This is a genomic window from Nitrospinota bacterium, assembly GCA_016235255.1.
Taxonomy (GTDB): domain Bacteria; phylum Nitrospinota_A; class UBA7883; order UBA7883; family JACRLM01; genus JACRLM01.
In genome coordinates this window covers 1-14,740 of sequence record JACRLM010000047.1, presented here as the reverse complement: position 1 = coordinate 14,740, position 14,740 = coordinate 1, and the positions used below count along the sequence as shown (strand labels likewise).

At 57.3% G+C, this 14,740-nt stretch carries 14 protein-coding genes; 10 read left to right on the top strand and 4 right to left on the bottom strand.

Annotated features, from left to right (window positions below; translation table 11 throughout):
* The first annotated feature begins 185 nt into the window (after positions 1–185).
* The 10 genes from HZB29_06340 (at position 186) to HZB29_06295 (ending at position 10,706) form a co-directional block, all read left to right on the top strand.
* Positions 186–1,712 carry a hypothetical protein gene (locus HZB29_06340; protein MBI5815213.1) on the top strand — a complete coding sequence of 509 codons (1,527 nt, stop codon included), beginning with the start codon at positions 186–188 and terminating at the stop codon, positions 1,710–1,712.
* Positions 1,713–1,892: 180 nt separating this feature from the next.
* Entirely contained in the window at positions 1,893–2,861 is a 969-nt protein-coding gene (locus tag HZB29_06335; GenBank protein MBI5815212.1) for an ABC transporter ATP-binding protein, read from the top strand.
* Complete coding sequence (locus HZB29_06330) at positions 2,858–3,634, top strand: ABC transporter permease subunit (GenBank protein ID MBI5815211.1); 777 nt, start codon at positions 2,858–2,860, stop codon at positions 3,632–3,634. The genes HZB29_06335 and HZB29_06330 overlap by 4 nt, the downstream gene beginning before the upstream one ends.
* A 7-nt stretch (positions 3,635–3,641) precedes the next feature.
* On the top strand, positions 3,642–5,009 hold the full coding sequence (locus HZB29_06325; protein MBI5815210.1) for a GldG family protein: 1,368 nt from the start codon (positions 3,642–3,644) through the stop codon (positions 5,007–5,009).
* Positions 5,006–6,703, top strand: coding sequence for a DUF4340 domain-containing protein (locus HZB29_06320; protein ID MBI5815209.1), 1,698 nt, complete (start codon positions 5,006–5,008; stop codon positions 6,701–6,703). Before HZB29_06325 ends, HZB29_06320 begins: the two co-directional genes overlap by 4 nt.
* A complete protein-coding gene (locus HZB29_06315) occupies positions 6,700–7,278 on the top strand; it encodes a nucleotide exchange factor GrpE (GenBank protein MBI5815208.1) in 579 nt (192 codons plus the stop codon). The genes HZB29_06320 and HZB29_06315 overlap by 4 nt, the downstream gene beginning before the upstream one ends.
* A gap of 6 nt (positions 7,279–7,284) precedes the next feature.
* The gene (dnaJ, locus tag HZB29_06310; protein MBI5815207.1) at positions 7,285–8,385 is read left to right on the top strand and encodes a molecular chaperone DnaJ; all 1,101 of its coding nucleotides are present in this window, start codon (positions 7,285–7,287) and stop codon (positions 8,383–8,385) included.
* A 197-nt stretch (positions 8,386–8,582) separates the two neighbouring features.
* A complete protein-coding gene (locus HZB29_06305; GenBank protein MBI5815206.1) occupies positions 8,583–9,980 on the top strand; it encodes a class II fructose-bisphosphate aldolase in 1,398 nt (465 codons plus the stop codon).
* 137 nt (positions 9,981–10,117) lie between these two features.
* Positions 10,118–10,291, top strand: coding sequence for a hypothetical protein (locus HZB29_06300; protein ID MBI5815205.1), 174 nt, complete (start codon positions 10,118–10,120; stop codon positions 10,289–10,291).
* Between the two features lie 115 nt (positions 10,292–10,406).
* On the top strand, positions 10,407–10,706 hold the full coding sequence (locus HZB29_06295) for a hypothetical protein (protein ID MBI5815204.1): 300 nt from the start codon (positions 10,407–10,409) through the stop codon (positions 10,704–10,706).
* A gap of 132 nt (positions 10,707–10,838) precedes the next feature.
* Here the strand turns inward: HZB29_06295 and HZB29_06290 are convergent, their stop codons facing one another.
* The 4 genes from HZB29_06290 to holB are packed head-to-tail and all read right to left on the bottom strand — an operon-like array spanning position 10,839 to position 14,454.
* The gene (locus HZB29_06290) at positions 10,839–11,591 is read right to left on the bottom strand and encodes a HAMP domain-containing histidine kinase (GenBank protein ID MBI5815203.1); all 753 of its coding nucleotides are present in this window, start codon (positions 11,589–11,591) and stop codon (positions 10,839–10,841) included.
* 33 nt (positions 11,592–11,624) lie between these two features.
* Positions 11,625–12,065, bottom strand: a complete 441-nt coding sequence (locus HZB29_06285) for an SH3 domain-containing protein (GenBank protein ID MBI5815202.1) — start codon at positions 12,063–12,065, stop codon at positions 11,625–11,627.
* 2 nt (positions 12,066–12,067) lie between these two features.
* A complete protein-coding gene (locus HZB29_06280) occupies positions 12,068–13,447 on the bottom strand; it encodes a hypothetical protein (protein MBI5815201.1) in 1,380 nt (459 codons plus the stop codon).
* On the bottom strand, positions 13,447–14,454 hold the full coding sequence (gene holB / locus HZB29_06275; GenBank protein MBI5815200.1) for a DNA polymerase III subunit delta': 1,008 nt from the start codon (positions 14,452–14,454) through the stop codon (positions 13,447–13,449). Before holB ends, HZB29_06280 begins: the two co-directional genes overlap by 1 nt.
* Between the last annotated feature and the right edge of the window lie 286 nt (positions 14,455–14,740).

The window sequence follows — 14,740 nt, the reverse complement described above, 5'->3', positions numbered from 1 at the left end:
GAAATCCATTCTTCCCTTGCCAGTTTTCCCGTTACCGTTTACTCTTTTCATGTGACCTCCTTGCTTTCCGTTGTTTTCGTTCAAAAACATGGTAGCAGGTGAGGTCATACCTTCGTTTCAACTAAGTTTAGGACACTTTCGCAATTGGAGGTCCAGCGTCACAGAAGGCATTTGCCGCCGGGATATTGAAAAAATACTTCTTTAGATTCGACGTCCATAATTTTTCATTGGACACCACGCCTGATATTGGTGAATTAAGGGATATTGTCCAGACCATCATGGACAACAACCCGCCGGAAATCCGCGGGAAGCTTTTGTTTATTGCTGGCGTCAGCCCTGAAATGTTCGTCGAAGGGGAGCCTGGAAACATAAAAGCGGGCGCCCCTTTGTCTTCGGTGAAAAAGAGATATTTCATGTATTATGACGGCGAGGGAAAGGTCATCGACCGTCTCCGCGGCAATCCCGGCAGCCCGGCCATCACCTCGTTTTACGCCATGTTGAACGCGGCGTGGTTTTCCCTGAAAAAACCGTTCATAGGCTTGACCGGATATCCCCAAGGCGGTGTTTCCCCGGACGGGCTTGCGGCAAAGCCAAACGCCCGCGTTTCCGGGAGGCAGTTTGATGAGCTTTTAAAACTTGTTGCGGCGGTGAAGGCGAACGGAGCCATGATACTGTTAGTGGACATGCCTTCGGTTGAATCGGACAGCGCACGCGATGGATTGCGTGAGGAATATGACCGGATAAAGAAGGAATATATCCGCCGTTTATTGGGATTGACCGCCGTCAGCTATGTGGACATACGGAACATAAACGGCAAATCAGCCTATTGCGGTCCAATACCGTGCAAGGACAGGGCGTTCAAGCACATGTCCGCGATATCCGGCGCCATTATGGCGATGTACAAAATTCCCGCGCAAGACTTCATGAATGGGACATTGGTCCTTCCAATATACTCCGATGTTTCCGGGAAGGAAGTTGTGGATTGCGGTGAAGTCAGAGCGCATGCTCCATCTGTAATTCTGGCGCTTGGCCAGTCCAATTCCGCAAATTATGGTGAAAAGCCCGGCTATGCGTCAAGATATGATGTGTATAATTATTATCGCGGGAAATGTTATAAAGCCGCTGATCCTCTGCTGGGAGCCACTGGCGAAAGAGCGTCTGTATGGAGCAGGCTAGGTGACCTTATCATACAAAATGGACTTTCCAAAAGTGCGCTAATCACATCGATTGGAGCGGGCGGATCAAGCGTCAAGCATTGGGCCAGGGGAGGGCATTTAAATCGCAGGATAGAAAATGCCATCACGGAATTAAGGCTTGGCGGATTTGAAATAACCCACATAATGTGGCACCAGGGGGAGGCGGACCATGGACTTTCGGGCCAGGAATATTCCGCTGGTTTTTCAAGCATGCTCGATTCGATAAGGGAAAAGGGAGTGTCAGCTCCGATCTATGTTTCAGTGGCGACATATAATGACGGAAAAATCGCTGATCATATTAGAAAAGCTCAAATCGGCTTGGTTAACTGCGGAGAAAAAATATATCCCGGGCCTGATACGGATAGCTATTTAACCTCGCCGGGAGATAGGTATTTAACCTATACCGACGCCGGCATAGGAGGTAAAACTCATATTTCGAAAAGAGGGATGATCAAATTCGCGCGCCTATGGATGGACAGCATGATTCAATCAAAAAATATGTGTCCCAATAATTAGTTTTGGAATGAAGGAAATATTCAACTATGGAAAACGGCATGGTGTGCGTGGGGGGGGGCGCGCCGCTTGAAAATATCATAAAATCCATCCCGGCATTGACATTGGCCTTTGCCGGTCTTATACATTATGCGTCGCTGTAATTATTGATTATTCAACGTATTTAACTTACAGGCAGTTGACTTGATAAAGGCGGAGAACCTCACCAAGCGCTACGGGGCGGCCCTGGCGGTGGACAATATATCGTTTTCCATGGAACCGGGGGAAATCTGCGGCTTTTTGGGCCCCAACGGCGCCGGCAAGACCACCACCATGCGCATCATCACAGGATTCATGCCCCCCACGGAAGGGCGGGTGATGGTGGACGGGCTGGACGTGGCGGAAAATCCGCTGGAAGTAAAAAAACGGGTGGGATACCTTCCCGAATCCACCCCGCTGTACACCGAAATGCGCGTGGGGGAATATCTGGACTTCGCCGCCGAGATAAAGGGATTGAAGGGGGCCGAAAAGCGGCGTCAGGTGGACGAGGTGATGGAGTCGGTCCGGATTGCGGACAGGCGCCGCTCGCTCATAAAATCGCTGTCGAAAGGGTACAAGCAACGGGTGGGGCTGGCCCAGGCGTTGCTGGCCGATCCTAAAATACTGGTGCTCGACGAGCCGACCATCGGGCTGGACCCCAAACAGATCGCCGAAATCCGCTCGCTGATAAAAGAGCTTGCTGGCAAACGGACCGTGATCCTTTCCACCCACATCCTCCCCGAAGCGCAGATGATCTGCTCGAAGGTGATGATAATAAACAAAGGCAAAGTCATCGCGGCGGACACGCCTCAAAACCTTTCGTCCAGGTTCCGGGGCGGAGGGCAGACGGCATTGAAGATCGCCGGGCCGCATGAGCAGGTGATAAACGCAATTAAAGCGATGCCGGAGGTTGAAAACGTTTCGGCCACGGTTGAAGGTGATGTGGTCTCCTGCGCCATCACCCCGAAAGGGGGGATGAACCTTCGCAAGGCGGCGGTGAAACTAGTGGCGCAAATGGACTGGGAACTTATGGAGCTGTCGGCGGGAGGGGCGATGTCCCTGGAGGATGTTTATTTGAAGCTTGTGACCGAGGAGCCGCAGGCGGCCGGCGTTGAAGAGAGGGCGGGGCAATGAATAGCGTCATCGTAATCCTCAAGCGCGAACTGCGCTCCTATTTCCTTTCGCCGGTGGCCTATGCGGTGATGGTGATGTTCCTGCTCATATCCGGCTACTTTTTCTATTCCGGTATGGTGTTTTACGGGATGGCCAGCTTTGAAGCCTCCCGCATGGCGCAATACATGGGGCCGCAGGAGCTGGACATGGCCTCGTTCGTCCTCCGGCCGCTGTTCGGCAACATGGGGGTGGTGATGCTGCTGCTGGCCCCGCTCGTCACGATGCGTCTTTTCTCCGAGGAGATGAAAAACGGCTCCATCGAACTTTTGTTGACGTGGCCTGTCACAGGCTTGCAACTCACCCTCGGCAAATATCTGGCGGCCCTCGGGCTATTCGGGGCCATGCTTTCCGTTACCTTCGTGTACACGGCGCTTGCGTCCATCTACGGCCCGGTGGCGTGGGGCGCGGTGGCGGCGGCGTACCTTGGCTTGCTGCTTCTGGCCGCGTCGTTCGTCGCTTTGGGGATGTTCATATCCACCTTGACGGAAAACCAGATAATCTCCGCGGCGGTATCGTTCGGGTCGCTTTTGATGCTGTGGGTGATTTCCTGGACGGTGGGGAGCGATTCGGGCCCATTGGCGGAGACGCTGCGGCACATCTCGATACTGGAGCATATGGAGACTTTCGCCAAGGGGGTGATAGACACGAAGGACCTGGTCTATTACCTTTCGTTCATCTTCCTTTTCATATTCCTGACGCTGCGCTCGCTGGAGTCGCGCTCGTGGAGGGCTTGAACTCGTTATGAAAAAGCGGCTGAAAAAAGCGATGGGGGGCGCGGCCTTCACAATTATCGTGATGGCGGTTGTGGTGGTGATAAACCTTATCGGGGTGAACCATTACAAAAGGTTCGATTTGACGGCGGATCAGAAATTTTCCCTCGGCAAGCAGGCCGCCGCCGCGCTGGCGGCCCTGACGGACGACATAAAGGTGTACGCCTTCGTAAAGCCGGAAAAGGCGCAGGAGACGAAGGATGCGCTCGAACAGTTTTCGTATGCGGCCAAAAAGTTCGGTTACGAGATCGTGGATCCGGACCGCAAGCCTGGCGTCGCGAAAAAATACAGCGTGGCCGATTATGACACCGTCATCGTGGAGGCCGCCTCCGGCAGGCGCGAGAACGTACATGGAATATCGGAAGACGGGATCATCAACGCCATCGCCCACGTGACTTCCTCCGGGCAGAAAAAAATATACGCGCTCAAGGGGCATGGCGAGCGTGACATGGCCGACAACGGCAAAGGGGGCTGGACGGAGGCGAAAAACGCGCTGGAAGGGGCAGGATACATCGTGGCCGCGCTAAACCTTTTCGAGCAGGGCAAAGTTCCCCGGGACGCCGATCTTTTGATAGTCCCCGGCCCGGCCAAAGACTTGCAACCAGCCGAGGCGCTGGCGCTGGAATCGGCCATAAAGGCCGGGAAACCGGCGTTTTTTATGGCCGATCCGGGCAGGCTGCAAAATTTTGAAAAATCGCTTGCGGGGTTCGGCTTCACCCTGCGCGACGACATGATCCTCGATCCGCTAAGCCAGCAGCTGGGCTTTGATCCGTTGGTGGCGGCGGTGGCGGAGTTCGGGCCGCATCCGGCGGTGAAGGACATGAAAGCTGTGGCGCTGTTCCCCCTTTCGCGCTCTATCCAGACCGGTAAAGGGATAGATGGCGCCAAGCTGGACATCATCGCCGCCACGGCGAAACAAAGCTGGGGGGAGACGGACGCAGGCTCCATCGAAAAAGGGAGGCCGGAATTTGATCCGGCGAAGGATCATCCCGGCCCGTTGACGCTGATAGCCACCGCCGAGTGGGAGATAGGGCCGTCCAAAGAAGAGCGCAAGATCGGCGAGAAAACGCGGAAAACAAGGATGGCCGTGGCGGGCGATTCTGATTTCACATCCAACGCAAGCGTCAACTTCTCCGGCAACCGGGACCTGCTCATCGGCGTGGTCAACTGGCTATCGGAGCGGGATGGCGGCGCCGTCATAAAGCCCAAATCGAAGGGATTCAACCCTGTGTTCTTCACGGCCGGGCAACTGGCCACGGTGTTCTGGATCACGGTGGCGGCGATTCCATTGGCGGCGGCGGGCGGCGGTGTTTACGTCTGGCGAAGAAGGCGCAAATGAAAGGCCGCAGGATATGGATCGCGTCGCTGACGCTGGCGGCGCTTGGCGGCATTTATTATTACCTGGGCCACGTAAAGACAGGCGCGGACGGCGGCGCAAAATCAGGCCCGAAACTATTAGACCTCGACACGGCCAAGGCAGGCTCCATCACTATAAAAAAGGGGGCCGGGACCATCGTATTGGAAAAGGCCGGCGCGGAATGGAGAATCACAGGCCCGGTGAAGGCTTTGGCGGCGGCGGGAGCGGTGGACGCGATCATCATCGCAGCCAGTGGGCTTGAACGGGGCGAGGATATAGGCCCGGCGCCTAATCTTGCCGATTACGGGCTGGAAAATCCCGATTCTGTGACGTTCGCCCAATCCGGCGGATCGCAAACCATAAAAGTGGGCGCTGTGAGCCCGGCGGGGCATGGGCGTTATGTGATGGTGGATGGTTCCCCCAATGTCTATATGGTCCATTCGCACGATGCAGATGACATTTTCAAAAACCTTTTCGACCTGCGGGAGAGGAAACTATTCCGCGCAAAACTATCCGATGTGAAATCGCTCACGGTGAAAAAAGGAAGCGCTGAGATCACCGTGGAAAAATCGGACGCCGGATGGAACCTGGCAAAGCCCGCGCAAGGGGCGCTGGACGCGGGGGAAGTGGAGCAATACCTTTCCAAAACACTGGCGGCGGTGGCGGATGAATTTGTGGAAGACAACCTTGCGGACATGAAACAGTACGGGCTGGACAGGCCCGCCGCCTCGATAACGATAAACACCGAAACGCTTCTCATCGGTTCGCCCACGGTGAAAGGGGGGCGGTACGCCACGATGGCAGGTTCTGGCACATTGGTGAGAATCCCGGAGGACGTTCACACATCCGCCCCGGAAACGCCGGACATGTTCCGCGACCTGTCGTTGGTCAAGTTCGATAAAAACACGGTGACGAAGATAACCCTTGCGGCTCCGGGATGGAAACTTTCGGCGGAGACGGAGAAGAAAAAGAAAGAGAGCGATGAGACCCGCTGGCGCATCGTGGAACCCCAAGGCAAGGAGGCGGACACGGCGGCGATTGAAAGTATTTTATTCGAGCTTGAACGGGCGAGGGGGACAAAGCTTGCGGACGCCCAGGCTGGCGTTGCGGATTTGAAGATGACCATCACCGCTGGCGGGAAGGACAAAACGGTCAGCCTATATAGCGCCGCTGAAAAAAGCTCCGGCCGGCATTACGCGCTATCGGATGATGGCAAGAAATACGTGGAGCTTGACGGCAATACTTTTAACGCGCTCAATGTAAAACCGTCCACATTTTTCGACGTCAGATATTTCCCGGTCCGTTCGGACGAAGTGGGAAGGATAGTGATAAGCCGCCACGGGCAGGTGTTCGACATCGCCCGCAAAGGGGACGTCTATAAAATGACCGGCCCCGAACAGCGCGACATAAACCCTGAATCGTGGAGCGGGCTTGTATGGGCTTTGACCAGCCTTCGTTGCGAAAACGCCGGCAAAAGCCGGCAAAACAAACCGGCGATTGTGATGTCGGTCTATGATACCCTTGGAAACCTGGTGGACGAAGTTACCGTCGCCGGCCGCGCCCCCGGCGGGGCCTATGCGGCCACGAGCCGTAAACGCGGGGCCGATTGCGGCGTGCCGGAACGGTTTGTCACCGGCGATTTGATTAAAATTCTTGAAGACCTGATGACGCGATGAGTGAAGACGATAAAGTTGAAGTGCGTGACAAGCGCCGGATAAAATCGGTGGACGACACCTGCTCCGACGCGCCGGAGGCCGACCTTGAACGGCTACCGACATTCGTTGACCAGCTCAACGAACAGATGCGGCAGAACGACGAGCGGCTGCGCGAATATATCGCCGCCCACAAGGAGCGGATGGCGGAGGTGGACCAGCTTCGCAAACGGCTGGAAGCGGACGTGGACAACAGGGCCAAGGCGAGGTTTGGCGACCTGATATCGGCGCTCCTGCCTGTGATGGACGATTTTGACAGGGCGCTCGACCACGCGAAGAAAGCCAACGCAGACGAGGCGATCCTCAAAGGGATGGGCCTTTTGCGCGACGGGCTTGTCAAGGCGCTTACGGTGCGCGGCCTTTCGGTCACCGATTGCGCGCAAAAACCGTTCGACCCGGAGGTGGCGCAGGCGGTGGGGGTGGTGGAGGTGGAGGACGCCGCATTGGACAACATTGTGATGGAACAACTGACGCCCGGATATGTGTACGAAGGGCGCGTGCTGCGGCCGGCGATGGTGCGGGTTGGGAGGAAAGCGTAAAGGGCCATGACGAAGCAGGATTATTACGAATTATTGGAAGTGGCCCGCAACGCCTCCCCGGAGGATATAAAGAAGGCCTACCGGAAAAAGGCGTATCAATACCATCCCGACCAGAATCCGGACAACCCGGAAGCGGAGGAGAAATTCAAGGCCGCCTCCGAGGCTTATGAAGTGCTGCGCGACCCGGAAAAACGCGGGTTGTATGACCGCTTTGGCCACGACGGGCTGAAGAAATCGGGCTTCTCCGGCTTCGGCGGGTTCGAGGACATATTCACATCGTTCGGCGACATTTTCGAGGACTTTTTCGGGTTCGGCGGCGGACGTGGCAGGCCGGACGGCGCGCGGCGGGGCTCGGACCTGCGGTATGACATGCAGATAGAGTTCATGGACGCGGTGCGCGGAGTTGAAAAAGAAGTCGAGGTGGAAAAATATATCACCTGCTCCGTGTGCCACGGGTCGCGATCCGAAAAAGGGAAGAAAGCTTCCACCTGCGCCACATGCCGGGGGACGGGGAAGGTGGTGCGGTCTCAAGGGTTTTTCTCCATATCCACGGCATGCCCCACGTGCCACGGCGAAGGGGTGAAGATCACCCATCCGTGCAAGAACTGCCATGGGATGGGGATGACGCTGGAGAAAAAGAAGCTGTCGGTGAAAATCCCGGCTGGGGTGGACACAGGATCGCAGCTTCGCCTGCAAGGGGAGGGCGAACCGGGGCGGAACGGCGGCCCTGCGGGGTCGCTGTATGTGGTGATATATGTGAAGGAGAGCGATAAGTTCCAGCGTCATGGCGACGATGTGCTGGTGACAGTGCCGGTGACATTCTCCCAGGCGGCGCTCGGGGCGGACATCAAGATATCCACATTGGACGGGGAGGAGAGCTTTACGGCGCCCGCAGGGACGCAGTCAGACACGCTCCACAAGCTGGAGGGCAGGGGAGTGCCTCACCTTCGCCATTATGGGAAGGGGGACCTGATCATACGTCTCGTGGTGGTCACGCCGGCAAAGATAAGCAAACGGCAGGAAGAACTATTGCGCGAGCTTGCGGAGCTGGACGGCGGTGAAGTGCGGCCGCATCAAAAGGGGTTTTTCGAGAAGTTCATGGGGTAGGCGTGGGCGGGAAAAATGAAATAAAGCATGCGTGGCGTTCATCAAAATACATGCTTAATTTTCGCGCCCCATTTGCCATTGGCTCCGCCCCTGCGAGTGTGATATTTTAGACAAGGTTTTAACGGGGAACGGGGGGCTGCAAAATGCTTTTCAAAAGCCTTTCCCGAGTGCGTTCAACTTGATCTTGGGGGTGGATAATGAAAGTTGCCGACGCTAAAGAGCTGCTCGCTTCGATATCCAATTGCGCCGTTGCCGAGGGCGGATCGCTGAAGATCACCGATCCATCCGCTTGCCAGGGCAAGGCAATAGACAAACTGGCCTATAACGCCGTTTTCGGCCAGACTCCTGAAATCCGCGGCACTGCCAGATGGGCGATAAAGTCCGTTGGTATCGCGCTGGGTGTGTGGTCGGCCTCCATCCAGGGGCTGTACGAGGCGATGGGGCGCGGCGAAGTGAAGGGATACACCGTCCCGGCCGTCAATATACGCGGCATGACGTATGACGTGGCCAGGGCTCTTGCCCGCACCGCCGTCAGGAACAATTGCGGCACGTTCATATACGAGATCGCCAAGTCGGAGATCGAATACACGTTCCAGCGCCCGGCGGAGTACACGGCTGTGATGCTGGCCGCCGCCATCAAGGAAGGCTTCAGAGGCCCCGTGTTCGTGCAGGGGGACCATTTCCAGGTCAACGTGAAAAAATACAAGGCCGACCCGGCCAAGGAAGTGGAGACCCTCAAGAAACTGATCGCGGAGGCCGTCGAAGGGGGCTTTTACAATATAGATATAGACACATCCACGCTTGTGGACCTGTCAAAGCCGGATTTGACCGGGCAGCAGAGGCTCAACTTCGAGGTGGGGGCGGAGCTGACCGCCCATGTGCGCAAGCATGAACCGGCGGGGGTCACCGTGTCCGTCGGCGGGGAGATAGGCGAAGTGGGGGAGAAAAACTCCACAGTGGAAGAACTTGTGGCGTATATGGACGGATACAATTCGACATTGAAAAAATACGGGGCCAACCTTAAAGGGATAAGCAAAGTGTCGGTGCAGACCGGCACCACCCACGGCGGCGTCCCCCTGGCGGACGGCACCATCGCAAAAGTGAAGCTGGACTTTGACACCCTGGAAAAGATGAGCCATACGGCGCGGGAGAAATACGGCCTTTCCGGCGCCGTGCAGCATGGCGCGTCAACCTTGCCGGACGACGCTTTCCACAGGTTCCCGGAGACCACAACTTCCGAGGTGCATCTTGCCACCGGTTTCCAGAACATGGTGTATGACTCGCCAAACCTTCCCCAGCCGCTCCGGGACAAGATGTACGGGCTGCTCAAGGAAAAGTTCAAGGCGGAGTGGAAAGAAGGGCAGACAGAGGAACAGTTCATTTACAAGACCCGTAAAAAGGGTTTTGGGCTGGTCAAGGAGGAAATCTGGACCTTGCCAAGCGAGGTTCGGGCGACGCTCCGGGGAGAGCTGGAAGCCAAGTTTGACTTCCTTTTCAAGAAATTGGGCGTGGTGGGGAACCGGAAAGACGTTGAAAAATATGTCAAACCGGTCCAGATAGCCCCGTCTCTGGAAAAAGAGATCGCCAGCGCGTAAGCAGCCTTTAATGCAGGGGTACGGTTCGCCGCGCCCCTGTTTTTTTTCTAAAAAAATCCCGTCCCCCCCTAAAGTTTTAATCTTTTCCCTCCGATAAGTTGATTGCGGGAATATAAACCTGATCGGGGGTGAGCGCTATGGAAGTCTCAGCGGCGGGCGGCGGGAAAAGCGATTTCGTTCAACAGGCAAGTCAGGGCGATAAGGGTGGCGTGGCGGTTTTAAAGCACGCTTTGGCGGCGGAAAAGGCCGCAGGCGCCCAAATGATAGACATGATAAAGAAGGCGGGGTCCACCATAGACACGGTGGCGTAAACCCCGGCTTACTCGCGGGGCCAATCCCGTCGGCATTCCGCTCCAAACTCGGGAGCCGGCGGGACACTCCTTTTGATTAGTGCTACAATTGTCCCATAAGGGACAGGAGGGTGGTATGGCCGAGAATTATTACGATTACAGCAAAATGAACAAAGTTTCGCCGTACAAGGCCGGAAAGACCGACGCCGCCGCGAGGTTCAGCAAGAACACCACGGTGAAAAAGGCCGATGACGCGGCCAAACAACGGAATGCGGACGTGACCGCGGCCAAGGACAAGGCGGCGCAAAGCCAGAAGCTATCGGCGGTGAAGCAGGCGGTTTCCGCCGGAGCGGCCAGTTCGCTCTCCGGTAACGCTCCGGGACTGGATTCCGTGCTGCAAGGCGCCATCGGGGCGAAGATTTCCAAGAAGGCGTGAACGCCGCTTACCGCTGATGTGACAGGGGCGCGGAGACCTGCGCCCCATCAAGCTATTGGCGCCATCCTTCGACAGGCTCAGGATGACATTATGAATTATTGTCATGGTGAGCTTGCCGAACCATGACGGCAATTACGCCTGATTCGCCTTTTTAAAACTCAACGTCACCGTCGTCCCGTTTCCCGGTGTGGACTCAACGCAAATCCCGCACGCCATCAGCGCCGCCAGTTTTTTGCATATGGCCAGGCCCAGCCCGGTCCCTTTTTCACCGTCGGTGCCAAGGGTTCCGCATTTTGACGCCAGGTCGAAAAGTTTTCCGGTCTTGGCCGGGTCCATCCCCACGCCGTTGTCGCTCACCGAGATGAGGACCAGATCGCCCTCCCGCTTTGTTTGAATTTTAATCCACCCCCCCCTGTTGGTGAACTTCACCGCGTTCGTCAGAAGGTGGTGGACGATATGGACCGCCTTTTCCTCGTCGGCTTCGATCCACAGCCCGCCGTCCGATTCGTCCGACACTCCGATCCCTTTTTCCTTCGCGGCCGCCGAAACGATTTCCAGTGCGCGCCGTACTATCCGGGCGGCGGGAACAGGGGAGGGGTGCGCCTCCAAAAGGCCGCGTTCGATCCGGGATATCTCCACAAGGTTTTCTATGAAACTCATCTGTTGCACCGCCGAGCGTTCCATCACCCGCAGGATGTTTTCCTGTCTTTCGGAAAGTGGCTCTTTGTCGCGGCGCAATAAAAGCCGGATAAGGCCGATGGTGGAGGATAGGGGGGAGCGCAAATCATGGGAGATGACGGAGAGGATCTTGTTGTTGAACTCGGCGATCTCCGAAAGCCTGCTGTCCGCTTCGGTGGTCCCCGGCACCCCGTTCTCTTTGTTCATAAAATCGGAGGTTTTGTTCTGGTTGAACTCAAGTTACCGGGACATCCAAAGGCTTTCCTTTAAAATCCAACCTTCGTCCCCTTCGGCGTCCTTCACTTTCGCCCACTCTTTTTTCTCATCCACCACCCGGAAAAGATACCCTTTTTCCACGGCGAAGGCCATAGGCTTGTCCTTTCCCGGCCCTTTGCGCACGTCCGCTTTCTTGTCCGTCACCACCGCCGCCTTCCCCTTTGCGATCACCTGGTTGTGCACCCAGCCGACGTCGCCGTCCTTGTCCCGCACGGCGTACCAATCCTTGAATTTGGCCAGGAACTCCAGTGGAGTGAACACTGGAGCTTCCCATAGTACTTTGTAGTTTGTGCCGGGGCCGGAACGGAACTTTGCGGCCTTGCCTTCAATATAGACAGTTTCGCTGGACGCGACTGTGGTGGCAAGAATCATGAAAAACGCGGAAAGACGAAGATAACGGGGCATAATCAACCCTCCTCGCCTCTCCTTCTCATCATGCCGCGCCTTCTACCACGGAACCGTCCCCCCTCGGGCCGGTCGCCGCCGCCACCGCCACCGCCACCGCTGGCGCCGCCGCCGGGCTGCTGGCCCGGGGCCTGCTGCGGCCTTTCCGGGCGCGGTGGACGATCCTGGCTTTGTTGACGATCCTGCCCCTGCGGGGGCTGTTGCCTGTTGTCCTGCTGGGGGGCGCCCCCCTCCCTCTGAAAACTCTTTTTCTTTTTCCTGCGGGGCCGTTTTCTGCCGGGCTGGGCTCCGGGAGATACGCCCTCCGGCCGCCGATCCTCATGCGCTGGTGTTTCGGGCAGTCTTTCCCTCGCCGGGGCAGGTTGGACCTGCTGCTGTGGCGGCGGGGCGGCCTGCGCCGTTTCGTCTTCCTTTTTCTTCTGGGGGGGGCCTTTATGGGCGGGGGACACGTCCGAAGCGGCGAACTCCATCCGGGACCCGTCCTCGAACACCACGCCCACCCGCTCGGCCAGCGCGTTTATGTTGTAAACCTTCCCCGTGCGCCCGTCCATTGTGATCACGGACTTGTTCATCCGGGGCATTCTTTCCATTATCGCCCTGTAATGCTCATGCTCGTATCCAAGGCAGCACATCAGCCTGCCGCACACCCCCGATATCTTGGCGGGATTCAGCGAAAGGTTCTGGTCCTTGGCCATGCGGATGGAGACCGGGGCGAAATCGGAAAGGTACCGGGCGCAGCAAAGCTCCACCCCGCAGGGGCCGCATCCGCCAAGCATCCGCGTCTCGTCGCGAACGCCGATCTGGCGCATCTCCACCTTCACCCGGGTGAAGGACGAAATGTCCCTGACCAGGTCCCGGAAATCCACGCGGTTTTCGGCGGTGAAGTAGAAAACGGCCTTCGAGCCGTCGAAGTTATAGACCACCTTTGAAAGGTTCATCGCCAGGTCGTGCTCGAGTATCCTGCCCCGGCAATAGCGCATGGCGTCTTTTTCCTTCACCGCAAGCGATGCCGCCCTGGAAACGTCATCGTCCGTCGCCTTGCGCACAACCTTGCCGTGCGGCCTGCCGCGTTTTGGGCAAAGGCCTGCAACCTTCTTGGTTATGGCCACCGTGCCGATGGACAATATCCCGTCGCCGTCCACAACGCACTGATCCCCCACGCGAAGATCGAGAAGGTTCCAGAAAAAGTCCTCGGCCCTGCCGCCGATGCCGGTCACCACTCCGATGGCGAACTTTTTAGGATCGGTGGAAGGCTCCTCCGCCACTACAGTGGTCACATCACCTTCGGAATGCGGACCGCAACCTGGGCAGGGAATATTGTTTTCAGCGGGGCCGGAAGGTTTTTCCTGGCCGTCCCCGGTGTTTTGAATCTCGTCGGGCACTATCTTTCTCTCATCTCCATAAACAGCAGGCTGAAACATAAAAGGGGATTTATGTTCCACTGGCGGGCCAGCGAAACCGCAGACACTTTGTCGAACGCCCTTTCCAGTCCGCGAGCCGAAAACCCGGCCGCCAGGGTGAGCATGGCCGGTTTGATGTCCATATTCATCAACTTATCACATTCTCCGGTTATTTTCACCGTAATAAGGTCGCGGACAAGCTCCGCCACGGCCTCCAGGGTCATGTCGCACCTTGTGGCCTTGTCGTCCCCCTTGTCCAGTTCCTGGGCCATGCGCAAAGCCCCCGCCGCGTCCCCCTGGGCCACCATCGAAAGGAATTTTAACGCCCGGTCGCGCACCTCTCTCCTTGCCGCCGCGTCCTCCCCGGCAAGGCCGGGCGCTCCTTTGCATAGCGAGGCCGTCTGGGCCGCCTCCTGTTGCGTCATGCCGCGTGTCCGCGTGAACAGTTCCACCGCTTCGGCGAAATGCAACGGGCCGAACCGAAGCGGCTGGCAACGGGATATGATGGTGGCGGGCAACCTTCCCATGTTGGACGCCACAAGGATTATCACCGCGTCCCCCGGCGGCTCTTCGAGCGTCTTGAGGAACGCGTTGGCGGCGGGGAGGTTCATCCTGTCCGCCCCGTCCACTATCACCACCTTGCGGCGCGCCTCGTATGGCTTGTACTGGAGCTTTGTGATCAGCTCGCGCACATGGTCCATGTCCAGCTCTTTTTTCTTCTTGTTCGGGCGGATTTCCGGCTCGGCGAAGATGATGTCCGGATGGTTCCCCCCTTCGGCCTTGCGGCATGGGGCGCATTGGCCGCAGGCGTCGTCCCCGCCGCGCTGGCACATCATGGCGCGCGCCCAGGCGAGGGCCGTGGTCTTTTTGCCCACTCCTTCCGGCCCGGCGAAAAGGTATGCGTGGGCCATGTCGCCGGAGGCGGCGGCCTGTTTTAATATCCGGATCGGGGTGTCCTGCCCGGCGATTTCCGAGAGTTTCAGGAACATCGTATAAACTTATTCATGGTGGTTGAAAGTGGGCCAGCCGGTTCTTTTTCTCCCCCTGCCTGAGGGGGAGTGGCTCCGCGGGAGCCGAGGGGGTGGGAGCGTAAAGTAAAACATTTACCACCCCGGCGGCTTAACGCCGCCACCCCTCCTTGTAAAGGAGACCTTTGCATAATTCCAGCATCGTGGTTTTGATCCATCATTTACCCCGTAATTGCGGATTGACGGCCTCTTTGCGCTCAGACAACGACTGTTTTGTGCCCCCCATGGAGCCCGCTTTAGCCTCGTT

What these genes read in the sequence shown, in the direction of transcription:
- HZB29_06300 (MBI5815205.1), top strand. Translation starts at nt 10,118, where the DNA reads ATGGAAGTCTCAGCGGCGGGCGGCGGGAAAAGCGATTTCGTTCAACAG.
- HZB29_06330 (MBI5815211.1), top strand. Translation starts at nt 2,858, where the DNA reads ATGAATAGCGTCATCGTAATCCTCAAGCGCGAACTGCGCTCCTATTTC.
- HZB29_06290 (MBI5815203.1), bottom strand. Translation starts at nt 11,591, where the DNA reads ATGAACAAAGAGAACGGGGTGCCGGGGACCACCGAAGCGGACAGCAGG.
- HZB29_06285 (MBI5815202.1), bottom strand. Translation starts at nt 12,065, where the DNA reads ATGCCCCGTTATCTTCGTCTTTCCGCGTTTTTCATGATTCTTGCCACC.
- HZB29_06305 (MBI5815206.1), top strand. Translation starts at nt 8,583, where the DNA reads ATGAAAGTTGCCGACGCTAAAGAGCTGCTCGCTTCGATATCCAATTGC.
- holB (MBI5815200.1), bottom strand. Translation starts at nt 14,454, where the DNA reads ATGTTCCTGAAACTCTCGGAAATCGCCGGGCAGGACACCCCGATCCGG.
- HZB29_06320 (MBI5815209.1), top strand. Translation starts at nt 5,006, where the DNA reads ATGAAAGGCCGCAGGATATGGATCGCGTCGCTGACGCTGGCGGCGCTT.
- dnaJ (MBI5815207.1), top strand. Translation starts at nt 7,285, where the DNA reads ATGACGAAGCAGGATTATTACGAATTATTGGAAGTGGCCCGCAACGCC.
- HZB29_06325 (MBI5815210.1), top strand. Translation starts at nt 3,642, where the DNA reads ATGAAAAAGCGGCTGAAAAAAGCGATGGGGGGCGCGGCCTTCACAATT.
- HZB29_06315 (MBI5815208.1), top strand. Translation starts at nt 6,700, where the DNA reads ATGAGTGAAGACGATAAAGTTGAAGTGCGTGACAAGCGCCGGATAAAA.
- HZB29_06295 (MBI5815204.1), top strand. Translation starts at nt 10,407, where the DNA reads ATGGCCGAGAATTATTACGATTACAGCAAAATGAACAAAGTTTCGCCG.